The organism is Leifsonia virtsii (assembly GCF_030433675.1).
Lineage (GTDB): Bacteria > Actinomycetota > Actinomycetes > Actinomycetales > Microbacteriaceae > Leifsonia > Leifsonia virtsii.
This window is the reverse complement of sequence record NZ_JAROCB010000006.1, coordinates 117066-140496: the sequence shown is the minus strand read 5'-3', so window position 1 is coordinate 140496 and position 23431 is coordinate 117066. Positions and strand designations below refer to the sequence as shown.

Genomic DNA, 23431 nt, shown 5'->3' with positions numbered 1-23431 from the left:
AGCCCGTTCTGCGTGTAACGCAGCTCGGGGTCGGCCGTGAGGTTTCCCACCACGGTGATGACGGTCTCGCCGGCCATCAGCGGGCCGCCTTTCGGTGTGAGAGGTGTAGTTGACGGTGAGCGGGATTCGACATGGTGTCCTTCCGTTAGGCGCCGATGATGCGGCGGGATCGTGCTGTGATTCGCGTGTGGTCGAGGATCGTGTCGTCCAAAGCGGTATCGGTGGCGGCCGGGCGCGAGATAGCGCGCAGGGGCTCTTTGCCGCCTCTGACGCTGGTGGTGTCCCGCCAGGGCCGACCGTGGACGATCAGCGCGTACGCGACGATCGGGATGATGACTGCAGCAGCCCAGCTGCCGAATTGCACTGCGACCACGACGACGGCCACAGGGACGCTCAACCAGAGCGGCCAAGTGGCTACTGGTGTTGCGATCGCCTGCGGGGTAAGGGGATTCAGTAGCACGATCGCCACTGAGGCAAGCCACAGGCTCCCGCCGACCAGGACAATCCGCTTGGTCGTCGCGACCACCCAGGTCAGCATCGGTCCCCGATGGGCCGTTCGAGCATGTGCTGGATCATGTAGGTGCTCTCCTCCAGGTTGGTCATCCTGTTCTCCCGTTTGACCCTCCAGCCCTGTTGGGCGAGCTCCGCTAGTTCGGCGTTCATCCGCGCCAACGTAGAGGCCTCGGCCTTGCGATCTTCAGCATCGACTGGGGATAGCGGCATTGGTTCTGTGCAGCGTGCGAGCCGTTCAACCTCGCGCCGCTGTGCCGTCATTGGCATCCGTCGCACTGCAGCAGCTCCATCGGGTCGACGGGCACCTGGTAGCCGTCGACCGTGTCGGACTGGCCGGTAGGGCTGGGGGGCGGGCTGGGGGGCGCCGATGTGCGGGGGGCTTCTTCCACGATCGTCCTTCCGAGGTACAGAGAGCGAAGTCTTGCTCACTACCTAGAGGGGCCGACCGCGCAGTCGCATCTGACGATCGGCGTTCCGGCTCCGCGCGAGCTCGGTGCGCGCTCGGCCCCTCTAGGTAATGAGGGCAGCTGGGCCGGGGCCTCCACCCCCGGCCCAGCTGACCTCGACACCGACCTGTGGAGGAGACCGGAAATGACGAACAAGATCACGCGAACGCTGAGGACGCTCTGGTCGACGAAGAAGGGCAAGGCCGCGATCTTCCTCGCAGCCTTCCTGGTCGCAGCCGTGGCCGTCGTCGGCGTCGGCGGAGCTCTGGTCGGCACCCGGACCGCGCCGACGGGACGCGCGGCGTCGCACGAACCGGGCCACTCCACGAACCCTGCGGACCAGGGCACCGGAAGTTCCGATCTGTTCGCGACGCAGGCACCGACTCGGACGGGCAGCCCTCAGCCGTCGGCAGACGGGACCGTGGAGATCGGCGGACCGGGCATCCCGGCGAACACGAACACACTGGTCAGCCCGGATGCCCCGGAGACCACCGCCGACCCGTCGACCGGGTTGGCGGCCTTCCCCGCACCCGTGCCGCATTCGAAGCTCACGGTGCCACTGGAGCAGCGTTGGACGGTCCAGCAGTGCGCGTCGTCACGCGTTCCGCAGGCTCGCGCGTACGCGAACCAGCTCATCGGCTACCTGTTCACCTTCGACGCCGGCCGCGCTAGCTGGTCGGACTTCGTGACCCCCCTGCACGACACCTGGTACGAGACCGTCGGCGGATACGGGAACGGTCCGGACCAGAAGGAGACCCCCGGCAGCAGCTGGGACAACCGCATCTCCTCGCTCGGCTACTCGGAGCAGCAGTGGCAGCAGTGGGCGAACCGCGGGATGCGCAGCGAAGTGCGCATCAACGCCGTCACCACCACGGCGGGCAGCGGCGCCCGGCCGGCGACCACCTCGTACGAGACGCGGCTGACGTACGACGTCACGATCACCCGCAGCGCGCCCGGCATCGAGCCGCAGTCGGAGCAGCAGACGATCTTCGTGGTTGTGGACGCTCCGTGCTCGGCCGAGTACGTCGTGCCTCCCGCGTTCCGCGAAAAGCTGACCGCCCTGCAGATGGGCGACTTCGGGCGAGTGGGCGATGGCCTCCAGTAACGACACCGGCAGCAAGCCGCTCCTCTGGGGCGGCATCGCGCTGACCATCATCATGGCGCTCTCCCCGCTGGGCCTGATCGCTTTCATCGTCCTAGTCATCGCGGGAGGCGCGCAGGCCTGCCAGCCGGGCGGGTCGACGCCGACCACCTCGCAGTTGAGCGCCGAGCAGGCACAGAACGCTGCGACGATTCTCGGCGTCTCTAAGTCGGCATTCACCGACCCTGCCGTTCAGCAGAAGGCGCAGCTCGTGGCCCTCATCGCCGCCCTGCAGGAGTCCGGGCTGCGCAACCTCGACCACGGCGACGCCGACTCACTTGGCCTCTTTCAGATGCGGCCCTCGATGAACTGGGGCACACCCGACCAGATCATGAACCCGGTGTACGCCGCCGGGAGGTTCTTCCGGGCGCTGAACGACGTCTCCGGCTGGCAGGGAATGGAGCCGGGCAAGGCCGCGCAGGCGGTGGAGGTTTCGGCGTTCCCCGACGCCTACGCCAAGTGGATCCCGAAGGCCACCGCAGTCATCAACGACGTCGCGGCGACCATCCAGCCGATCGCGATCCCGGTCGACGTCGGATGGACTGGTGGTAGCCAGGGCGCGGGGGGAGCGTCGGCCGGCGGGGGAGTGCAGTGCCCGGTATCGGGGGACGCTCGCGCCCTGGCCGGTGAACTCGTGAAGGCGATCGACTCCGGCAAGCTCTACGGCACCACCCCAGACCACCTCAAAGAGATCCGCTGGGTTGCCGAAGGCAAGACGGTCGCCAACTGCCAGATCGACACTCGCATCCTGCAGGTCGCTGTCGCCGCAGTCCGCGCCTTCGACAAGGTCGGCGTCTCGGACATCAACCGAAAGTGCACTGGCCAGGTTGAAGGTGCCGGCACCGACAGCCTCCACTACAAGGACGGCGGCGGCCACGCGATCGACTTCTTCGCAATCAACGGGCAGCCGTTGACCGGGGCCAACCCACCTTCACTCGAGCTGATTCGAGCGCTCGATAAGGCAGCGCCCGCCGACGCGATGGGGCTAGGCCAGCGCCAATGCCGAATGGCCGCTCACACGCAGGCCACGTTCACCCACTTCGTCGACTTCAACGACACCTGCAACCACGTCCACGTGGACGTCGGCCGCTCCAACCTCTAACCACCCCGGGCGGGGCCCCGCTCACCACCCTCAGCAAAGGAAAGCAAATGCCAAACACCGCACTCTCCGAGGTCATCGTCCACACCGACGACATCCCCGTCAACGTGAAGCCGTCGAGCACGTGGCCGGTCTTCAACTTCATCGGTCAGCAGGCCGGCAACCTCATGACCCTGGGCATCACCGTCATGGTCGTCTTCCTCGTGTGGGGCATCGTCATGTGGGTTGGCGGGTCGAGCGGCGACAACCACCGTCGCGTGGTCACCGGGAAGGTGATGACCTTCGGCTCCGTCATCGGAGCTGTCGTCATCGCCGCGGCGCCCGCGATCATTGGGTGGGCCACCAAGCAGAACCCGATCTCCTAAGCAAGCGGGGGCGGACAGTCATGGATTGGCTCTTCGGTTGGATCAACAACCTGATGGGCGGGATGATCGTCGGTCTGGCGAACTTCGCCGCCGACGTGGTGAAGAACACGTTCAACATGGACTCCACCAATCTCGACGGGACCGTCGCAACCGCGGACCTTGCGGTCGGCACAGACGTCGGGAACCTCATCCTCTGGCTGGCCGCCCCCATCACAGTCGCCGCAGTCGTCTGGCAGATCATGCGGTCAGCGGCCGGCGGCCGCCTTGACGGCGTACTCCGAGCACTGATCGGCGGTGTCGGGTTCGTCGTCCTCACCCGCGTGGTGTTCTGGTACGGACCCTACGCAATCCATGGCTTCGATGAGACCACCACGGCGCTCGTCGACTACTTCAACCAGTCAGCAGGCGGAATCACTGACTCGCTGATGCAGTCGCTCAACTTCACCTACAACACGTCCAACGGCCAGTGGGAAACCACCGGCGGAGGCGTCTGGAACGCACCATCCTGGATGGTCGGCGGCGCAGTGTCGACCATGGTGATCCCCATCATCCCGCTCATCGCGGTCGGCTGCCTCGCGCTCGGCGGCTTCCTCTTGATGGCCATGCTCGGGTTCCGCCGCTGGGCGCTGATCGTGATGATCGGGCTGAGCGCCCTTGCGTTCATGTTCCTGCCTACCGAGAAGGCTGGACGGGCCGTGCCCGGGAAGTGGCTGCAAATCGCGGTCTCACTCCTCGTAGCCAAACCCCTCGCGGCAATCATCATCGCGATCTGCGCGAAGATGCTCGCTGCCAGCGGGCAGATGAACCTGCTCATGTTCACCGTGGCGGTGGTCTCCTTCCTGGTCGCGGCCGCCTCACCGCTCATCGCGATGAAGTTCTTCGGTTTCCTCGGTGTGGAGATCGGTCACGCCTACGCGCAAGCAGCGGGCGAAGGAGCAGTTCGACAGGGAGCTGGCAAGGCGATGAATAGCGCTTCGCAAGCGGCGCAGGCACGACAGTGGCTCCCCCGCAAATCGGCCTCCGATGGCGGCGGCTCCAGCGACCCGGTAAAGCCCATTCAGAGCTCGGGCGGCCCAGCTTCTACGGGATCCCCGGCACCGGTCGCCGCATCGACAGGCGCGAAGGCTGGCGCTGCCGCGGGAGCGGGCGGAGGCGCCGCCGCCGGAGGGGCCGCGGCCGCTGCCGGGCCGGTCGGCCTCGCAGCCGGAGCGGTGGGTGCGGTCAAGGCGGGGGCGACAAAGGCGCGCGAGGGCTTCGAGGGAGCTGCCGGAGCTGCCGGCAACGGGATGGACAACGCACCCCGCCTGGCCCGCCACCGCCCCGAGGAAGGAGCACGCCTGTGAGTACCGAACAGATCGACAAGCCCCGCGAAGTCTCGTTCCCAGGACGCCGGCGCGCCGGCTTCATCGGCAACTTCACCAACCTTCAGGTGATCGTCGCCGGATCCGGCGCCGCACTTGTCTTCCTCTGGGTCATGCTCCACCTCGACGACCCAATCGGCGCGCTCACGGCGGCGCTCCTGCCCGGCGCGGCGCTCGTTGGCGTCGGACTGTGGACAGACGAGCACGGGCATCCCCTCATCAACCGATTCATCGCACAGATTGGACACACGATGCGCACTCTGCTCGGACAGACCGAATGGCGTCGCCCGGTCGTCACCCGCGTGGAGAAGTCCAGCACCTTCCAGCTTCCGGGGGGTCTTGGCTCGATTTCCGCTTTTGAGACCGAACTCGGAGAAGCGATCTTCGAGGACCGGGTGCACGGCACCTTCATCGCGGTCCTCGCCGTCACCACCCCGGGATACGCGCTGCTGGATGACCCACAGAAGCGCGAGCGCGTGGACTCCTGGGCCCTGTTCCAGTCGTCGCTGGTGAAGCACCCGGGTCTGGCGCGCATTCAGGTCCTCCTGACCTCTCGGGTGTCCTCACCGACGGCGATTCGGGACTACTACGAGCCGCGTGCGTCACAGGCGGTCAGCGGGTGGGCGCGCCAGCAGTACGAGGTTCTCCTCGACAACGCCGTCGCCAATTCCCCACAGCACGAGCAACTCATCGTCATCGTGCTCAACAAGGAGCGACTGGCTCGCGACATCAAAGCTCAGGGCGGAGGCCGGATCGGCCTCGCGAACGTCATGGCGCGAGAGGTCGACACAAGCACTGCGTCCCTCAGAGACTGCGGCATCACGGTCCGATCTTGGTTGGGTGCACGTGAGGGCGCCGCCGTCATGCGGAAGGCTTACGACCCGCAGGCCGCCGACGCGATCGAGAACCGAACCGACGCCCGCGCGGGCGTGGCTCCGTCCAGCGCCGGCCCGATCTGGGGGAAGGAGCTCGTCGACCACCTCCGCACCGACGGCGCGTTCCACGCGACGTATGAGGTCACCGAATGGCCCCGCATCCCCACCCTCCCTGATTTCTTGCGCGCCGTCACCACCCTCCCGTTCCAGCACTCGGCATCGCTCTACTTCACGCCGGTGCCCCTGAAGACGTCTCGCCGGCGGATCCGAGCCGAACGGCGCAAGATCAACGCCAACCGGCTGGAACGACAGCGGCGGGGCAACGATCGACCGGACGACGAATTCGAGATCCAGGAGCAGATGGACATCACCCGGCGCGAACAGGAGCTGGTTCACGGTTTCGGCGACCTCGAGTTCCTCGGCCTGGTCACCGTGACAGGACTTAGCAAGGAGGAGCTGGACGCAAACTGCTCAGCCTTCACCACCGCAGCCGAGGGGCAGGGCATGGAGGTCCGTCTGATGTACGGGCAGCAACTTGCCGCATTCAACAGCGCGTCGCTCCCGCTCGCGTTGGCTCCCTCGGCAACCGCCTCAGTCCGACGGAAGGCCAGCTGATGGAGCGCAAGTTCGTCGGCGTTGTCGTTCCGCCGCGAGAGACGCGGAAGCAGCGTAAGGCCAGGGAGAGGCTCATCCGCGAGCTCATGGCGCCGGACGTCGTGAAGAAGGCCGCGTCCGGCCCGACGGAGTCGGTCCCTCCGGCATGGGGCGTCCGCACCCCGCACTCCTGGTGGGGACCAACCTGCGTGAACCCGATGACGCATCGAGCGACCGCGCTGACCGCGTCGACGGCCTACCCCTTCCTGAACGAGGTCGGCCTCGGCCACCGCGGCGCATGGATGGGAAAGCTCGGCTCGCTCTCGGGTGGCGGTGACTTCGTATTCGACCCCTACGAGCTGTACCGACAGAAACTGGTCACCGGCACCTCAATGGTCTGGATCGGGACCGTCGGCACCGGTAAGAGCGCCGGAGCGAAAGCCTTCGCCTGCCGCATGTGCACCCTCGGAATCAAGGTCGCGGTCGCCTCCGACCCGAAGGGCGAGTGGGTAGCACCGGCGCTAGCCATGGGCGGCACCGTCATCTCGCTCTCCCCTTCCGGAGCGAACCGCCTCAACCCCCTGGACGAGGGACCGCGGGATAGCCGCCTTTCCGATGAGGAGTGGGCAGCGTTGGTGCTTTCCCGCCGACGGCTGACCCTCACCGCGATCATCCCGTCGCTGATCCACCGCGACATCAGCCCGCGCGAGCACACCGCGCTCGACGTCGCGCTCGTCGCCGCGATCGCGGCGCCCGCGGGCGACACCGTGACGATCACCGACGTCTACCAGCAGCTGACCGGCACCGAGGATGACCAAGCCCGCGAGGACGGCGCTGACATCGCGCACGGTCTGCGCCGCCTGGTCCACGGTGACCTCTCCGGTGTATTCGACGGCGAGTCGACGGTGAAGTTCGACGCCGATTCCCCGTTCGTGGTCATGGACACCAGCGGCTTCATGGGCGCCTCCGCCACCCTGCTGTCCGTTGCGACAACCTGTGTAGCCGCCTGGCTCGAGGCGGCCGTCATGGACCCGGCCGCCGGCAAGCGCATCGTCATCTACGACGAGGGCTGGCGGATGCTCCGAGACGAACAGATGCTCTTGCGAATGAGCGAGCAGTGGAAGCTCGCCCGTCAGTACGGCCTGTGCAACCTGCTGATCATGCACCGCATCACCGACCTGGACATGGTGGGCAACGCCGGATCGGCAACGCGCGCGCTCGCACAGGGCCTGCTCACCGACGCGGAGATCCGCATCGTCTACCGGCAGGAAGAGGACGTACTCCCGGCCACCAAGGAAGCGCTGGGGCTCACCGACGCGGAGGTGCGCGAGGTCCGCAGTCTCGCTCAGGGTGTGGGCCTATGGAAGATCGGCAAGCGCCCCTTTATCGTCCGAAACTACTTGACCGAAGACGAGCTGGAGACGTTCAAGACCTCCGACCGGTTCGAGGAATTCGGGTCCGTCGCGGCCGCGCCGGCGCCCGCGGCCGCCGAGCCCGCGGAGGCCACCGGCTGGACCGCCGACGCGGCCGAGGAAGAGCAGCACTGGGACATCGAGGCAACTGGTCGACATCGCGTCGGAGCGCCGCCCGTAGCGGCTCCTCGCCCGTTCATCGCACCGCCCCTGCTGAAGCCGGCAACCGGATGGGAGGCGGCTGAGGACGAAGTCTCCGCGGCTGAGGAGTACCGCGAGATCGAGTTGACGGGCCGCAGGTCAGAAATCATTGCGGCGGCGAACCGCGCGAAGCACGCCGACCTCACCGACGACAACTTCTTACACCTCGCCGCCGACTGCATCGCACCTGAAATCCACGCACAGACCACGCCAGGCGCGTTCTGCACCCAGTGCGGCGTGTTCCGTCCCGCCGAAGCGCTCGTCGCCAGCTGAACCCCCAACGGAAGGCCCCCATGCCCACTTTCGCATCCCTGATCCAATGGACCTCCTGGCCCGCCGTGGCCGTCGGAAGCATCGGAGCACTCACCTTTCTCGTCGCCCTGGCGATCGCACTGCTGGCCACGAAGGTGCCGCTGCCGCAGAGAGCTCACCGAGTTGCGCGAGCAGCGGCCGTGTGGTCGATCGCGGCGTTTACGTGGGCGCTGCTGGCGAAGGCGGCCACAGACATGGAGGTGCTCACGTACACCCTCGCCGGAGGGTTCGCGATCGCCACCATTGTCACCATCGCCTCGGTCATCTTCCGCATCCTCGGCGGCCGCAAGTTCAAGGGCATCACGCTTCGCTACGCGATCCTCTGGTCGGCCGGTTCGGCAGTCGCTTTCGCCATCGGCATGGCTCTGATCGCTTCGACGCCCGCCTGGAGCGGTCTCGTCGCCGCACACAACTAGGGAAGGTTCGCATGTCCTCCACCACATGGAAGTTCCGCCTGCAGGTTGGGATTGTCCTGACGCTTGCAGCCGTCTGCGCCCACCTCGCTCTGGCTATCACAGCCTCGGGGGTGCCATTGTTCGACCCGTCGAACGACGTCCGGATACTGCTGGCCGTGATCCTCGGCTCGCACTTCGGGGCGTCCGTTCCCGCCGGCGTGGGGCTTGCTCCGCTCCCGATCTTCCTCGCGGTGTTCGCTGTGTTCCTCGCCGCGGTCGCGGTGGTGTGGTGGCTGATCTATCGCGCCGCCCACCGCGGGCGTCCTGGGCGACCGGCAAAGGATCAGGGACTTATGACCGGTAGGCACCGGCGCAAGCAGAACGCGCGTGACCTCTCCCTCCCTGACCCGTTCGCGTTTGTGGGCCGCAAACCCTTCCACGCCACCACCGAGGACTCGTTCTGCGTGGTCGCGTCCTCCGGTGCGGGTAAGACCACGCGGTTCGTCGTGCAGATGGTCGCGCGCGCCGCAGGCGCGTGCGTCACCACCTCAACGCGCCTGGATGTCTTTCTCCTCACGGCGTGGATTCGTGGGCGAGTGGGCCGGGCGCTGACCTTCGGGCCGGAGTACCGGACGCTTCTCCCGTGGAAGTGGCGAGTCCATTGGGACATCGTCGCCGGCTGCGAGAAGCCCGCCGTCGCGATGGAGCGGGCGGATGCGATCGCAAATGCCATGCCACTGTCCGGCGACTCCAAGAACTCGGGGTTCTTCAAGGAGTCGGCCTCGTTGATCCTGCGCTGCATGATGCACGCGGCCGCGCTCGGAATGCCGGGCAGCGACAAGAAGTACACGTTCCGCGACGTCATCGACTGGATGCAGGACCTCAGCAACAACACACCCTTCACCATCCTTCGAGAGCACCCCGAGGCCAACCACCGCTGGTTCGGCGACCTCAAGACGTTCGCGCGTGGAGAGGCGGTGGAGACCCGCAACAACATGCAGCAGACCATCACCATCCTGCTCAAGGCGCTGGCGATCGACGAGATCCTCGACGCCGTGTGCCCGGCGGAGGACGTGATCATGCTCGACTTGGAGCAGTTCGTCGCGTCGACGGACACCCTGTACCTGATGAGCAAGAAGAAGGGCCTGGCCGCCCCCGTCATCACAGCGCTCGTCGAGTCGCTGCAGTCGGTCGCCATGGACGCCGGCGAGCAGAAGCCCCTCGACCCGGTGCTCACCATCGTTCTGGATGAGCTGGCGAACGTCTGCCCGCTGCCGTCCGCGCCCTCGCTGATGACCGACGGCCGCGGGCATGGAATCCAGGTTGCCGCGATCCTGCAAGGCCGCAAGCAGTGCGAGCAGCGCTTCGGGACTGAGGGCGCCGACACCATCATCCGGCTCTCCTCGTGCTTGCTCTTCTTCGGCGGTTCGCGTGACTACGACTTCCTCCGCGAGCTGTCCAACCTCGCCGACAAGCGCGAGATCAGACGAGAGTCCACCACAGACGGGCCCAACGGCATGTCCACGTCCGAATCCACCCAGGAACAGGACGTCTTCACCGTCGGACGGCTCCACGCCTTGGAAGACGGGATGGCCGTCATGTTCTACCGCAACTTGCCCGCCGCTATCGTGCGCCTGCCGGCCTGGTGGGAGGGCGCGGACGCTGCAGACTACGAAGCGAGCCAGGCACACACCCGTGACCAGCTGGGGCTGGCAGCATGAGCGGGAACAAGAAGACCCCGCTCGGACCGCTCACCCTGCCGGGTACCGTCGCCGAGCACGAGCACCGTCTAGGCGAGCACGGCGAGGAGATCGAGTACCTCAGCGGCGCCGTCGGGTCGATCGGCGGACAGGTCACCAAGATCGTCGACTGGCTCGAGACAAGACCGGGCGGACCCTGGTCCTGGCGAACCCTCGACCAGGAGGCCGCGAAAGAGCTCTGGATGGAACTCTACGACTGGGTGAACTGGCTCCGCGACCGTTACCTCGTCGCCTTAACCGATGAGACCCACCGGCTCATCAACGACTGGTACAAGCACCCGGTCGCCGTCGAGCTGCTCACCGCCCTCATGGTGTCGCACCAGTACGTGTATCGGCGTACACGTGCCGCACCGTCCTTCGACCTGGTCGAGTGGCACGAGCGCTGCCTGTGGCCCACGTTCGCCCGCATGCGCAGCCTCGGACTGTTCCCCGCGAACCTCCGCACCGACGAGCCGTGGACGCTGCCGGACACTATCGCGCGCGTTGACGACTCGGAGAATTTCGCGGAGTTCCTGGTCAACGACCTGGACGGGCGTCCGAAGCCGGCGCCGAACGGAGACGGCGCGAGTTGAGCCCCTCCGATGATGCGACGGTGACCACCGTCGTCACCAGCTTCCGACCGAACTCCAGCACGGAGCAGGCGCGGAAGATCGGTGAGCGTGAGACGCACCTGGCCGGGCTGATCCTGCGCGGCTGGACCCTCCTCACCACGACCGCAGTTGAGGCCAACGGCGCGATCACAATCGTCGACACTCTGATCCGGCCGTCGGCGCTCACACGAAAGGTGGGGGAGCCCTCCCCTGCAGTTGCGGCGTCTGGGCTTCACCTGGTCGCGATCTAACGAGCTGGCCGTCCGTCGGGGCGGCCACCGACCCCGGCCGCGTGCCGGGCAAAGGAAGGGAAGGCCGAGATGACCGATCTCACTATCGACGCGGGTTGGGAAGGAAAGGACAGCCCACCGTCCGCCGGATCTCTGGATGTGCTGCGCGAGCTTCACCAGGAGGCTCATACGGATGTCGCGGCCCTGCAGGCTGCGCTTCGCATGGCGGAAGAGGATCTCCTTGCGCCTTGGGAGGCGCGCTCCCGCGAAGCGGCGGCGCGGAATCGCCACACCGCGGCCGCCGCGGTATTCGCGCAGCGTCAAGGCGACCTCGCTCCGCTTCGGGCGCAGCTTGTCACCGACGCGGCACGGATCCGGCGCGCCGACCAGCGGCTGTCGGCCTCGGTCCTCCTCCGATGGTTGCGTCAGCGGACGGCTGATCGATTGCGCGCCGACGTCGCCAGCCGCAGCGCGCTTGCCCTGCCTGCGCGGAACTCCGTCACGCCGGAGTGGGATCGGTGGCTGACCGACTCAACCGATGGTGCTCTGGCGGCGGCACGCGCCGCAGAGCGAGCCGCCGCAGATCAGATGCGCGCCGCCGAGGCCGCACGACATGAAGCGGAATCGTGGTGGGAGGAAAACGTTCAGGACAACGTCGAGCCGAGCGCTCTCGTCCGGGAGGAGTCCGACGCCATGGACTATGCATTCGTGGACGACGACTCGTTCGATCGCCGCGCGGTCTACGAACGACAGCTCGAGCGGGCAGAGGCACGCGAGAACAGCATCGCGGCCGACCTCGTCTCGGCGGCCGCACGCATCGGACTGGTTTCCTCGATCGCTCCCGGCGCCGTCTCCGCCGTCGTGGGCGCGGTCGATGGCCTCTTCGACCTGGACCACGCCGCCGAGGTCGTCGCCGCCGTCGGGACGTCCGCTGCTCCGCCGGCAATCTTCGGTGGCACTGGGGATCGCACCCTGGAACAAGTCATGGGCACTCCCTTGGGCGGCCTCGACGCCCGCGTCAACGCACTCGTGGAGCCCCCATCGGCTGCGGCGATCGAATCTCAGCCCAACCTCCCGAGGACCACCCTTGGCGCCTAGGACCGCTACCCATCACCATCAGGAGACCACCGTGACCGACCTCACCTACATCACCGACCTCGGTGGCTTCGAGCGCCTGGTCGGGGTGGGACCGCTCACACTCGTCGTGAAGTCATGGCTGCAGGCTGGGGTCGGCTCCCGGGAGGAAATCACGTCCACGCACGTTGGCTCGGTGGTCTCGATCGACGAGGTACGGCGAACCCCGGCCGCCGCATCTGCAGCGACGGCCTCCGAGGTGAACGTGTGGATGCGCGACCGTGCCCAGCCTGCACGCATCCGGCTCACGGACGACGACGGTCAGCCGATCACTACGGAGATCGGCTACCGCGTACATCCCGTCTTCATCTGACAAGTCGCGCTCCGCGAAACCCCTGCTGCTTCGGTGGCAGGGGTTTCGTGCGTTTGTACCCGCGGCCGCGAACCTGGCGGAGGCTTTCGCCGCGCTCTAGTCCGAGAATCGCGCCCGGACTACCGTCGCCTGGTCCTCATCGAGTTCCCACCTGGAGCCGTGCGGGTGGTCTGGGTACTCCACGCGCAGGAAGGCTCTGATCGTCTTCGCGGACACGTCCAGCTCGTCAGCAAGTTCGCGCGGAGTCGTGGTCATGGGCGCCATCGTATCGACGGCGCGCCGGTAAGCGCGCACGTATCGGGCAGGGCCTGCGAGGCATTGCCGCATCTGCCGGTGAGAGCCCCACGCCCGGTGGAGCCGTGACCCTGGGAGGCCCCATGCCCACCATCCCCGACCGCTACCGTCTGCCGCTGAACGCGACGCCGGAAGAACTCGAGCGCGACGGGTTCGACACCCTAGCCTCGACGGTGAACTCAGCTCCGGAGCAGGCGACAGCTCGAACCGATGACTGACCGCGGACGCCGGCGGATTAGATTCGGCGCTCCGGACGCATTCGGGCCGTCTCGTCGACGGCGGCGTCACGCGTCTGCTGGGTGGGCTCGGCCGTGATCTCGCCCACACGGTCGGGCAGCGCCGCGGCCGCCGTCGGAGGCGTCGGTGTAGCGTCCGACGGTGCGGGCGCTGCACCGCCGCGGAGCGCACGGAGCGCGGCGACGGCGTCCGCGTAAGCCGGGTCATCGTGCGCTGGCGGCGGCCCGAGCGGAGTGTCGGCGGTGATGTGGTGGAAGTCGCGGTAGGCGATGATGCGCGCCAGGTTGCGCCGCCAGAGAGCCCGCTGAGTGCTGTCCTCCGGGGCGCTGCCCAGCGACTCCATCCACACAGGCCGGGTTGCTTCGGCGAGGTCGGTGAGGGTGCTGATGCGATCCGCGATGAGGTCGGCCTGCTGGTTCACCCAGTCACGTACCGTCTGGTCGTGTCCCACGCTGCCCGGCGGCGGGGTGATCCACGACGGCAGTTCGACGGTGGGCGCGCCGGCGGGGTCTCCGACTCGGTAGTGGAGCACCTTGGCCAGGGAGCGAGCTTCGTTGAACCCGTCGATCTCCCGGGTTGCGGTGGCGTCGCGGAGGAGCGCTCGCACGTCCGACCCTCGTGCTTCGTGGGCGGCGAGACGTTCGGCAAGGGTCGCCCATGCCGGGTCGTCGGTGATGCGGCTGACCGCATCGCGGTCCATCACGCTGCGCAGGATGATCTCCATCTTCATCTTGGTGACGTCGCCGAGGACTCGCACGTTGGCGTCCTCGTAGGCCGGCACGAGCCGCTGCAACGAGTTCGCAGCCTCCTGCTCCTGCTCCAGCGTCTCGGTGGCGGAGAGCTCTGCCTGCTCGCGCGCAAGGACCCGTTCGAGGCTGTGAAGGATAGAGTCCTTGTCCCGGTCAGGGCTGTGACCATCGGCGGCCAACGTGTCGTCGGTGATGACGTACAGGTGGTTGCCCTGGCGGCCGCGGGTTGCTGCCACGTAGAGCTGTTCGCGGGCGGTTCCGTCCGGGTCGATCATCGTGTGGGTGGTGTCGACGGTCATGCCCTGAGAGCGGTTGACGGTGGTGGCGTAGCCCAGCTCGACGTGCTCGGCGACGTACCAGGCTGGGAGCGTCACGACACCGTCGTGGCGGATGCTCTTGACCTTCAGCGAGCCGTCGCCGCCGACTTCGAGGACGTGCCAGAGGTCACCGTTAGCGACAAAGTCCTTGCCCTGGTTCGCGCGCAATCGGCGGTTATTGTCGCGGGTGACGATCCGGTCGCCGACACCGGCGCGGTTGCCGTCGTGCAGGGTAGGGCCGTTGGCGGAGACGGTTCCGGCCGCGATCTTGTCGATGCGGGCGCGGGCCGAGAGGGCGACGACTTCCTCGTTCGTGGCCGCCAGCATCAGCGCTTCCTTGCCCTCTGCTTCGTCGCGGAGGAAGGCGTCGTAGATGTCTTCCAGCAGGGTCATCCTTAGGCCGCCGTGCGTGCGGCCGCGGGTGACGTAGAAGTCCAGCGCGGATTCTTTGCCATCCCGCAGACGCAGGGTCGCGGCCGCCTCGTCCTGGTCGACGAACCGGTAAACGTGTTCGAGCGCGACCGCGCCGACGGTCTTGTCGAGTAGCCGCAGCGTGCCGCCGGCTTCGACGGCGGCGAGCTGTTGGTAGTCGCCGAGTGCTTTGATGCTTGCCCCGTGTGCCTCGGCGAGTTCGAGGAGTTTGGCATACATGGGGAGGCTCGCCATGCCTGCTTCGTCGATCAGGAGCACGGTGTTGGCGTCGATGCGGTACCGGTCGCTGGCGCGCTGTTCGGGGGTTCCGGTGGTGTGGATCTGGATGAGCTTGTCGGCGGTGTCGGCCTCGACGTCGATCTCTTCCGCCAGGACGGTCGATGCCGCGGCCGAGGGTGCTACGGCGAGCACTCGGCCGCCGGCGGCTTCGACGGCGCGGGCGAAGGCGCGCATGGAGGTGGTCTTGCCGGTTCCGGCGGGGCCGATTCCGATGTCGATCAGTCCGCCGTTGCAGGCGAAGTGGCGGGCGAGTGCAGCTTGGGTGGGGTCGAGCGCGTACTTGCCTGCAGCGATCTGGGCGGCGTTCACCTGCGCGAGGGTGGCGTCGAAGACTTCCTCCGGGACGCGGAATCCGGCGGTGGTCTGTGCTGCCTGGACGAGGCGTTCTTCGGTGTCGAGGATGCGCTGAGAGGTGTAGGTCTCACCCCGGTAGAGGCGGTAGATGGAAGCCCCGTTGGCGAGCTGCAGGGCCGCGGGGACGGGGTTCGGTTCGTCGGCGGTCAGCCGCACCGACAGCTCGACGGTGCGCTGCAGGAGGGCGTCGCGGAAGGCGAGCGGATCGAGGTTGGGGTGGGTGGTGAAGTAGGCGGCGACCGCGCGGTTGGCTTCGGCTTCGAGGTGGTCGATGCGCCAGGTGGTGCGTGAGTTCTCGACGTTGCGCAGCACGTACTCGGCGACCTGGTCGAGGTTCATCGGCTCCAGGATGCGGGCGCGTTCGCCGATGTCGGTTGCGCTGAATGCGGCGTCGAGCATCGTCTGGGTGCCGCCCGCACCGAGGTACTGTTCGGCGAATTCGGCCTCGGTGTCGCGAATCTCGTCCAGGCTGCGCAGCTGGTCTTTGGCTTCGCGTGTGGCCAGGTTCGCCTTCTCCAACATGGCTTGCTGCGCCTTGCGTGGGGGAGTGTGGCCGTGGGTGGTGACGTACTCCTTGACGAGCTTGGCGTACTCGTCTTCGATGGCGACGCGGCGGCTGGAGCGCGCCCGGCAGAGGTTCTGGTCGACGCCGGCGATCTCCGGTACGGGGCGCTTGTCGCGGCCGCGGGTGGTGTCGGTCCAGGCCAGCCCGAGGCGCTGCATGGACAACACCTGGACGAGCATGTTGTACCGCTCGGAGGCCGCGACGCCGAGGTTGTGGAGGATGCGGCCGTCCAGGCTGCGCCACTTGCCGTCGACGCCTTGAACCTTCGTGGAGACGGCTGCGTGGGTGTGCAGGTTGGGGTCACCGGACCGGGAATCGAAGTGCTCGAACATGGTGACGGTGAGCCCGTGGGTGTCCATCTGGGCGACTCCGCCGGCACCGACCCGGGTCTTGCCTGCTTCCTGTTCGATCCAGTTGAGGGTCATGCGGACTGCGTCGTTGTGGATCTCGTGGAGCTGCTGGGAGCGTTCCTTGTCGGCGAGGATCCAGAGCACGGAGAAGCTCTTGGAGGGGGTGAAGACGAGGTCATATCCGGCGACGGGCTGACGGTCCTGCTTGCCGATCGTGGCGAGGAAGCGGGAGACCTCGTTGTCCTTCGGCGCCCGCCCCAACTGCTCCTGCAAGTGGTTCGTGGCGAGGTCCCAGCGGATCAGATCGCGCTCGACGCCCGGTTCGGGGACGCGGCCGTGAGCGGTGCGGAACTCGCGGTATGCGGCGCCGACCATCTTCGCCCACTCGTCCGTCCCGGTCTGCGGCACCATGAAGCGTCGTCCCAGCCGGGCGGCGGCGTGCGCCTCCTTGGCGCTCATCCCTTCGGCGATCTTGGCCTTGATGAACGCGTCCGCGTCCGGGCGCAGCCCCTCACCGAACAGGGCCTTCATCTGCTCTTCGGAGACCTCTCCAGCCATCCCGAGCGCGGCTGCCCCCTTGCCGAACCAGACGCCAGCAGGGTTGCCTTCGGCGGTGTAGTAGTCGGTGAGATCTTCGCCGCGTTTGCGTGTCTGGTCGTGGGAAGCGACCTGCCGGGTGAGGTAGGTGTAGCCGTCACCGGCGTGGAGGACGTGGACTGTCATCATCGGCAGTCGTCCTCCTTTCGGATCAGATTCCCGGGCTTATCAGCCCTTTTGCTCCTGCTTGGCCGTTCCGCACACTGCTAGTGCAAGAGGTGTGTTGTTTCTGGTGTCTCAGTGTAGCTGGTCGTTGCTCGGAGGTCGGGTATCGCATAGCTCGGCGGTTGACTGTGGCTGTGGTGCTGCCTGCTCTGGGGGTGGGCTGCTGATGATGCTGGCTGGTGGTTGCTGAGCTGCTCGGTACGCAAGGTGGCTTCGTTGCTTGAAGTGGTGCGCCGCCTGCGGCGAGGGCCGGCGGCCAGATAGAATCGCGGCGTTAGGTGCTCAAGTGGAGGTTGAGCATGGACAACTCGATGAAGGAGTGTGCCCATGTCGGCAAAGACCACGAAGCCCAAGTCCGCCTCCACCCTCGCTCGTGAGCGTGCGCGCGCCGCGCGTGCGGCGCAGCTGGAGGAGCAGAAGAAGAAGGAAGCCCGCATCGAGGATGCGGCGACGGCGTACTACCTGTCGCTCGACAAGCTCGATCAGCTCGCGGGTCAGCGCGAGGAGGCCATGCGGGAGTTCGATGCGCAGCAGCGTGCGCTCGAGCTGCAGCAGGGGAAGGTGATCGGGGAGCTGCGCTCATTGGAGACGGTCGCGACCATCGCCGAGCTGCTGGGCATCAGCACGGCGGAGGTCACCCGGCTGTCGAAGCTGGTCGACGCGGCGCCGGCCGCAGGCGCGCCGGCGGAGGGGCAGCCGACGTCGGAGGTCGCGGGGCCGGCGTGGCCCAACGTCGCGACGTCGCAGGCTCCCGCGGAGGAGTCGTACGAGTCCGAGGGCGACGGCGAGCACGTCGCCGCGTAAGCATCGAACCGCGCTCACGACGAAGCGGCGGGGAGAACCAACTTGGTTCTCCCCGCCGCTTCGTTGTTGCCAGGGACCAGCCTGGGGTCACTGCTCCTTCTGGTTCGCGGGCCGGGTGAGCGGGGTGGCGAAGGTGCGGTGGTTGTAGAGGTCGAGCGCGTCGAGCCACGTGTCGGTGGTGACGTCGATGCGCGCGACGGTGGGCATCGGGCCTTGGTAGCGGTGAGCGTTGGGGTAGACGCGGCCGCAGTGGTTACAGACGGTGTAGCCAGCGAGGACATCGTTCTCTTCTGCCGCGTCGATTCGGCGGCTGTCCCAGAGGTAGCCGTCGGCGGCGAGGTAGGAGACGTCCCAGTCGCCTGCGCACTCGGTGGCTCCGCAGCCGATGTAGTCGACGCCATTCTCGTCGTCCGGGCTGGTGGTTCCGGCGGGCTCCTGTCCGGTCAGCTGGAGGGACGGGTACGGCAGCTCCGGCACGGCTGCCTTGACGGCGCCGCGGGCGGTGTCGTCGTCGAGGTCGAGGAAGTATCCGCGCACGGCGCTGTAGAACTCCTCCCGGCTGTCGACATCGAGGTCGGCGCTGCGTTCGGTGAACGAGCCGAGCGTGCTGGCCCCGGAGGCGACGAGGTTGTTCTGCGCATCGCGGGTGACGGTGATGGTGATGTTGGGGCAGAGCTCGGTCAGCTTGCGCTCCAGCCAGGTCGCGTCGTTCTTGGTGGCCATGAGTGTTCCTTTCGAGGAGGTGCGGTCTAGGCGGCCGCGGTCAGCGGGTGGTGGGAGACCGCGGGGAGGATGGTGTCGGTTCCGGGAACGCGGACGGGCCATGCCGACGGGGCGACGGGGGTGGCGGTCAGCGGCTGCTGGCGGTGGAGGTAGGCGTCGTGGTTACGGATCAGGGTGGCGACGTAGCGACGCCATTCCTCGTTGGTCGGGAGGTTGCGAGCCCAGTCGAGCTGCTCGGCGAGTCGCTCGTGCTCCGCGATCAGCTCGTCTCGCTCGAGGAAGGCGGTGTGTGCGCCGATTGCGAAGAGCGCCAGTCCAGCGTCGGTGAGACGACTCAGGTCGACGTAGGGGGTGGGGAGTGCGATCTCGTTGCCGAAGCCAGCGCCGGCGCCGTGCTCCCGCAGACGCTCTTCGCCGTCGATTGGCTGGACGTCCGGGTCGACGTTCACGCGGTGCCAGTGGAAGTCGATCGCCTTGCGGACACGGTCGACGGCGACGTACAGGTCGGCGAACGTCTCGCGCGTCTGATCGATCCCTGCCTGCAGGATCTCGGTCGGCGTGTAGCGGATCATCATCTTCTCCTCTCGCGGTGTCGGGTGATGGTCGGGGTTACTGGCAGGAGTCGCAGCCGAGCAGGTCCATCGGGTCGACCGGGACCTCGTAGCCGCCGATCTGGTCGAAGCTGCTGGTGGTGTTCTGCGTGCTCATCGGTTCTTCCCTTTCGTTAGGTGTCCGCGGAATCAGAGGTGGGCGGATCATCGAATAAGGGGACCGACTTGGCGGACGCCGGAGCCTGTCAAGGGTTCCGACCGACCCCCAGCGCGCACGAGTCTTGGACCGCAGGTGCGGAGCACCTTCCCCGACCGTTTGGAGAGGCAGGGGAGGGAGCGGCCCTTGACAGGCGGAGAGCGGCCGCTAGTACGATTCCCCCTCTCGATGCTCCGGCTACCCGTCCCGTTCCTCGTCAAGCTGGTCGTCGCCCGGCTCGCATCGGCCACGGGAGTGTGAGGGCGGCGGAGCCTGCCTTCACGCCGGCCGGGGCCGGCCCCGCGGCTACAGGAGCGCGAGCAGATCCTGGTCGGGCTTCGCGTACGGGGTGCGGGGCAGTCCGATCCGCGTACGACGCCTCTCGCTGGGGGTGCCGATCGCCCACGCGTAGCGGTAGTTGCCCGGGTGTCTCACGCGCGTGACTTGCAGCTCCTGGAGTGCATGACGGAGCCACGATGAAGCATCTTCGTTGGCGCGGCGAGCTGGTGCGCCGAGAGCGACGAGGCGGCGTTCTGCACCTTCCGCGCCGGACTCCTGCGCGCGGATCTTCTGCAGGGTGCGGTCGCTGAGCACGAGGCCGTGACGCGGCAGGTAGGTCAGTGTCCGGCGGGTAGAGCGTCCGAGGGCGAGCGCGTTCGTCGCCTGGTAGCAAACGCCGATGTGACCGGCCTTGTACTCGTCGACGCGCTCGTGGCCGTTCGCGTCGATGACGGTTCGCGTCCGGGGCATGGGGTCGGAGAATGAGACTATGCCGCGGATGCCCTCGGCGGCGGCGCTTTCGAACACGCGGCGAAGAAACCAGGACTCGGCATTCGCCGGTGTGTCGGTGAGGACCAGCCGGCCGAGTTCGAGCGTCTCCGTGTTCGGCTGCAGCTCCGGGAAGACGTTGCTCAGTACGGCGGCGCGCATGGGGACGCTGAGGACCGCGACGCCGACCAGGGCGCGGCCGCCGATGGTGGTGCCGTCGACGGCGAGGCGATCGTCCGTGGTCGTGAGCCCGTAACTGAACCGGGCCGCGGGGAAGGATGCGGCGTAGTGGTGACGGGTGACGAACTCGCGTGCGAGCTGCTCGGGCAGCCTCACGACGTCGAAGGACGGGGCGTGGAAGCCGCCGTCGGCGGGGTGCCGCCAGCTGTGCTGGCGGAACCCCCACCGCTGCGAGAGGAGGGGCGCGGGGGCGCTCATGCCACCAGCCCCATCGTCTCGACGCAGATGCCGACGATGTCGCGGGCGCACGGCGGGCAGACCGCATTTCCAGCCGCCTTCGTGATGTCGCGCTGGGAGACGGGCTTCAGGCGGTTCGTCGGCTGCCACATGTAGTCAGGAGGGAACGCCATCCCGGCCGCGACCTCAGTGGGGAGGAACATCCGCAGCAGGGTGTCGGGGACCAGCTCCATGGCGGCGTCGAGGTCCTTGGCGCTGATCGGTGCGCGCTGGCCACGGGGTTGCTGCATGATCGCCTGGTGCCCGGCGGTGGTCAGAGTGCGCATCGGCTCGGTGGCAGGGGTAGTCATCTCGGCTCCGCCTCCGTTCATGCGGTGGATGAGGGCGTGGTTCGCGCCGTCGGCGACCGCCGTCCGCATCGGCTCGGTGTACGGGTCGAGGTCGCGCACCCGGTCGCGGAACTGGGTGACGAAGGGGGTCACCAGCGCGTGGTGGTTCCCGCCGGCGGTGAAGGTGCCGGCCGCTTCGGTCACGGGGCGGGCGGTGCCCGTGCCGTACATCTCGGCGATGAAGGGTGTGCGCTCGGGTGCGTAGGCCAGCGCGGTCTCCAGTCGGGTGGTCTGCGTGCGCAGCGCCTCGTCGACGGGGTAGGCGTTCTTGCCGTCGCGGCCGTCGACGGGGATGGCGAGTGCTTTCGAGTTGCTGGTGTGCAGCGCCTTCAGCGGCTCGGTGATCGGCCAGCTGCGGTAGTAGGCGTCTGCTTCGCCGTGGTGCGGGTGGCGCGGGTCGGCGGCGTCGTAGGTGTTGCCTGCGGCCTCCAGGTGGGTCGGTCCCCAGTAGCGGGCGATTCCGGCGGCCACGCGCAGGCGCGTCTTCGGCTTGAGCCGGTCACCGATCGGACGGCCGGGGATGGACCAGTCGATCGCGACGGACGCGGGGAGGTACCCGGGCTCGACGATGGAGCCGCAGCCGGGGCAGCAGTAGACGTAGGCCTGGCGGTAGCGGCCGACCGTGCGGCCGGGCTTGAAGGACTGGACCGACTCACGCATCTCCCCGCACTTCCAGCAGTAGGCGAGCGGGCGCAGGATGCGGTCGAGGTCGGGTGCCTTGTCGGCTTCCGGCCAGGCGACGACGTAGATGCGGTCGCGGGACTGGGGAGCGGGAGCGCCGAACTTCTGCGCGTGCATCGCGTTCAGCGAGACGACGCGGAACTTGTAGCCGAGCGCCCGCAGCTCCTGCCGCCACACGGTCCAGGCCGTGCGGTACTTCGCGTTGATCGCGATGTCGACGACGTTCTCGACGACGACGAGCCGGTAGCGGTGGTGCTCGATGAAGCGCAGCACGTCGAACATCAGCAGGCGCGAGCGGGTCTTCGCCTCGTCGGACAGCGGGTCCTCGAACAGGCCTTCCTCGATGTCCGGCAGCTTCGACCCGTTGGCCTGCGACCACTTCGTGCACTCCGGGGAGGCCCAGAGGATCGTGGTCGACGGGAAGAACGAGGGCCGTTCCTGGTGCAGGTCGACGATCGCGTGATCGGTGCTCTGGTGGTTCGCCGCGTGGATGTCGATCGCGACGTCCCAGTGGTTCGCGGCGACCTTGACCTTGACCCCGGGGACCTGCCCGGCGCCGGTCGAGGATCCGCCCGCCCCGGCGAAGAGGTCGGTCATCGTCACGTCGGATTCGAGAGTGGCCAGCATCAGCGCTTACCCCCCGTGCGCTCGACGTGGAGCTGCAGGGCCGCAACGGCCGGGATGACGAAGACGAAGATGACCAGCGCGGCCGCGAGGCTGCTGCTGGCGACTGGCCGCGCCCCGGTGTCACCGGCTACGAGGGCGGGGACGATGTCCGCGGCCGCGACGATCACCAGGGCGGCGATGAAGCCGAGGAGGACGCTGTACGCCGCGGTGAACATCCGCGCCTGCTTGGCCCGCGGGATGCGGCGGGGGCGCGGTGCCCGCACCCCCGCGGTGGTGGTGATTCGGATGGTGGTCACGGTCGGTGCCTTTCGTTGTGGGGTCTCTCGCCTACCTCTCTACTCTACTTTAAAGTAGAGTCTACTTTCAAGGGGAATCTACGTTTTAGTAGATTTTACTGGGTGCGATGGTCAGCAGACCGATGAGGCCGGCGACGTCTCCGCGGCACTCCAGGTCCAGCTGCCACCGCCAATGGAGTAGACGGTGACTCCCCGGGAGTCATGTCCGCGGACGATCTCCGGCGGATCTCCCGCTGATTCGTACTGGGCGCTCTGGAGGAGGTAGGCCTGCAGCTCGTCATTCCAGCGGACGAGGGTGCGGAACTCGTCCGGTGCTTGAGCTTCATCCCGGGCGAGGTCGGCGGCGATCTGGTCAGCGACTTCGCGCGTGAAGGCCGGGCAGAGGTATCCGTTCCAACGGATGCCGCTGACGGTGTGCGCCATGTAGACGCGGCCGTCGCCGTAGGTGACAGGGACGTTGAAGCATTCGTTGGTGTCGGTCATCGTGTTCTCCTGAGGGTGAGGGGCGAAGGGTCGGGTGCTGCCGCGGAAGGCGCAGCGTGTGACGAAGGTGGGTTGGCCCTGGAGCGAGACGAGGGCGGGGAAGCTCTCGGCGCTGCCGCAGCGCGGGCAAGAGCTGGCATCGGCGTCGGCTCTCCCGGCCTCGGTGGCGAGGACGAGCGCCCGCCGCCACTCGGGGCCGGTCGTGTTGACTCGAGCGAGGACGGGGGAGCCGATGGTGGCGGTGCCGGTGGAGGCGAGGTCGTTCACGGCGTCGTCGTAGACGCGGCCGCAGTCGGCGCAGATCGCGAGGCAGGTCTCGGGCATCTCGCCCAGTCCCTCTGGTGCCGGTCCCGGCCTCTCGCTGACCAGCCGTCCAGATCGGTCGGCGGCGTGGAAGCGGGTGGAGTTCCCGCAGG

The 23431-nt window shown here is 67.6% G+C and carries 24 protein-coding genes and 1 pseudogene; 14 read left to right on the top strand and 11 right to left on the bottom strand.

The window, feature by feature from the left end; translation table 11 throughout:
* The 3 genes and pseudogenes from P5G59_RS19830 to P5G59_RS19820 form a co-directional block, all read right to left on the bottom strand.
* Window positions 1–77: pseudogene (locus tag P5G59_RS19830) on the bottom strand (single-stranded DNA-binding protein); the annotation flags it as partial.
* 68 nt (window positions 78–145) lie between these two features.
* Window positions 146–526 (bottom strand): hypothetical protein, encoded by a 381-nt coding sequence (locus P5G59_RS19825; protein WP_301220751.1) that lies wholly within the window; start codon window positions 524–526, stop codon window positions 146–148.
* Between the two features lie 5 nt (window positions 527–531).
* Window positions 532–663: a hypothetical protein gene (locus P5G59_RS19820; protein ID WP_301220745.1), complete on the bottom strand. Its 132-nt coding sequence runs from the start codon at window positions 661–663 to the stop codon at window positions 532–534.
* A gap of 441 nt (window positions 664–1104) precedes the next feature.
* Here P5G59_RS19820 and P5G59_RS19815 point away from each other — a divergent pair, with 441 nt between their 5' ends.
* From P5G59_RS19815 to P5G59_RS19760, 12 genes are all read left to right on the top strand, one after another.
* Entirely contained in the window at window positions 1105–2064 is a 960-nt protein-coding gene (locus P5G59_RS19815; RefSeq protein WP_301220744.1) for a hypothetical protein, read from the top strand.
* On the top strand, window positions 2051–3202 hold the full coding sequence (locus tag P5G59_RS19810; protein WP_301220743.1) for a hypothetical protein: 1152 nt from the start codon (window positions 2051–2053) through the stop codon (window positions 3200–3202). Before P5G59_RS19815 ends, P5G59_RS19810 begins: the two co-directional genes overlap by 14 nt.
* Before the next feature lie 47 nt (window positions 3203–3249).
* On the top strand, window positions 3250–3564 hold the full coding sequence (locus P5G59_RS19805) for a hypothetical protein (protein WP_301220742.1): 315 nt from the start codon (window positions 3250–3252) through the stop codon (window positions 3562–3564).
* Between the two features lie 20 nt (window positions 3565–3584).
* Window positions 3585–4907 carry a hypothetical protein gene (locus P5G59_RS19800; protein ID WP_301220741.1) on the top strand — a complete coding sequence of 441 codons (1323 nt, stop codon included), beginning with the start codon at window positions 3585–3587 and terminating at the stop codon, window positions 4905–4907.
* Window positions 4904–6415, top strand: a complete 1512-nt coding sequence (locus tag P5G59_RS19795) for an SCO6880 family protein (RefSeq protein ID WP_301220740.1) — start codon at window positions 4904–4906, stop codon at window positions 6413–6415. Before P5G59_RS19800 ends, P5G59_RS19795 begins: the two co-directional genes overlap by 4 nt.
* Window positions 6415–8280 (top strand): ATP-binding protein, encoded by a 1866-nt coding sequence (locus P5G59_RS19790; RefSeq protein ID WP_301220739.1) that lies wholly within the window; start codon window positions 6415–6417, stop codon window positions 8278–8280. The genes P5G59_RS19795 and P5G59_RS19790 overlap by 1 nt, the downstream gene beginning before the upstream one ends.
* A 20-nt stretch (window positions 8281–8300) precedes the next feature.
* Window positions 8301–8735, top strand: coding sequence for a hypothetical protein (locus P5G59_RS19785; protein WP_301220738.1), 435 nt, complete (start codon window positions 8301–8303; stop codon window positions 8733–8735).
* A gap of 11 nt (window positions 8736–8746) precedes the next feature.
* Entirely contained in the window at window positions 8747–10435 is a 1689-nt protein-coding gene (locus P5G59_RS19780) for a type IV secretory system conjugative DNA transfer family protein (protein WP_301220737.1), read from the top strand.
* Window positions 10432–11046, top strand: a complete 615-nt coding sequence (locus P5G59_RS19775) for a hypothetical protein (protein WP_301220736.1) — start codon at window positions 10432–10434, stop codon at window positions 11044–11046. The genes P5G59_RS19780 and P5G59_RS19775 overlap by 4 nt, the downstream gene beginning before the upstream one ends.
* A 20-nt stretch (window positions 11047–11066) precedes the next feature.
* The gene (locus tag P5G59_RS19770) at window positions 11067–11315 is read left to right on the top strand and encodes a hypothetical protein (protein ID WP_301220735.1); all 249 of its coding nucleotides are present in this window, start codon (window positions 11067–11069) and stop codon (window positions 11313–11315) included.
* 69 nt (window positions 11316–11384) lie between these two features.
* Window positions 11385–12392, top strand: coding sequence for a hypothetical protein (locus P5G59_RS19765; RefSeq protein WP_301220734.1), 1008 nt, complete (start codon window positions 11385–11387; stop codon window positions 12390–12392).
* Window positions 12393–12423: 31 nt separating this feature from the next.
* Entirely contained in the window at window positions 12424–12741 is a 318-nt protein-coding gene (locus P5G59_RS19760; RefSeq protein ID WP_301220733.1) for a hypothetical protein, read from the top strand.
* 96 nt (window positions 12742–12837) lie between these two features.
* On the opposite strand, the gene P5G59_RS19755 is transcribed toward P5G59_RS19760, so the two are convergent.
* Window positions 12838–12996: a hypothetical protein gene (locus P5G59_RS19755; protein WP_301220732.1), complete on the bottom strand. Its 159-nt coding sequence runs from the start codon at window positions 12994–12996 to the stop codon at window positions 12838–12840.
* Window positions 12997–13118: 122 nt separating this feature from the next.
* Between P5G59_RS19755 and P5G59_RS19750 the strand changes: the two genes are divergently transcribed.
* On the top strand, window positions 13119–13253 hold the full coding sequence (locus tag P5G59_RS19750; RefSeq protein WP_301220731.1) for a hypothetical protein: 135 nt from the start codon (window positions 13119–13121) through the stop codon (window positions 13251–13253).
* A 17-nt stretch (window positions 13254–13270) separates the two neighbouring features.
* Here P5G59_RS19750 and mobF read toward each other — a convergent pair whose 3' ends face one another.
* Window positions 13271–17044, bottom strand: coding sequence for a MobF family relaxase (mobF, locus tag P5G59_RS19745; protein ID WP_301220730.1), 3774 nt, complete (start codon window positions 17042–17044; stop codon window positions 13271–13273).
* Between the two features lie 363 nt (window positions 17045–17407).
* Between mobF and P5G59_RS19740 the strand changes: the two genes are divergently transcribed.
* Window positions 17408–17884 carry a hypothetical protein gene (locus P5G59_RS19740; protein WP_301220729.1) on the top strand — a complete coding sequence of 159 codons (477 nt, stop codon included), beginning with the start codon at window positions 17408–17410 and terminating at the stop codon, window positions 17882–17884.
* A gap of 87 nt (window positions 17885–17971) precedes the next feature.
* Here P5G59_RS19740 and P5G59_RS19735 read toward each other — a convergent pair whose 3' ends face one another.
* The 6 genes from P5G59_RS19735 to P5G59_RS19710 all read right to left on the bottom strand — a co-directional run bounded on the left by P5G59_RS19735 (window position 17972) and on the right by P5G59_RS19710 (window position 23339).
* Window positions 17972–18607, bottom strand: a complete 636-nt coding sequence (locus P5G59_RS19735) for a hypothetical protein (RefSeq protein WP_301220728.1) — start codon at window positions 18605–18607, stop codon at window positions 17972–17974.
* Window positions 18608–18633: 26 nt separating this feature from the next.
* Entirely contained in the window at window positions 18634–19179 is a 546-nt protein-coding gene (locus P5G59_RS19730) for a hypothetical protein (protein ID WP_301220727.1), read from the bottom strand.
* Between the two features lie 481 nt (window positions 19180–19660).
* The gene (locus tag P5G59_RS19725; protein ID WP_301220726.1) at window positions 19661–20560 is read right to left on the bottom strand and encodes a Mom family adenine methylcarbamoylation protein; all 900 of its coding nucleotides are present in this window, start codon (window positions 20558–20560) and stop codon (window positions 19661–19663) included.
* Entirely contained in the window at window positions 20557–22236 is a 1680-nt protein-coding gene (locus P5G59_RS19720; protein ID WP_301220725.1) for a DNA cytosine methyltransferase, read from the bottom strand. The genes P5G59_RS19725 and P5G59_RS19720 overlap by 4 nt, the downstream gene beginning before the upstream one ends.
* Window positions 22236–22532, bottom strand: a complete 297-nt coding sequence (locus tag P5G59_RS19715; protein ID WP_301220724.1) for a hypothetical protein — start codon at window positions 22530–22532, stop codon at window positions 22236–22238. The genes P5G59_RS19720 and P5G59_RS19715 overlap by 1 nt, the downstream gene beginning before the upstream one ends.
* Before the next feature lie 111 nt (window positions 22533–22643).
* Window positions 22644–23339, bottom strand: a complete 696-nt coding sequence (locus P5G59_RS19710; protein ID WP_301220723.1) for a hypothetical protein — start codon at window positions 23337–23339, stop codon at window positions 22644–22646.
* Window positions 23340–23431 lie beyond the last annotated feature (92 nt).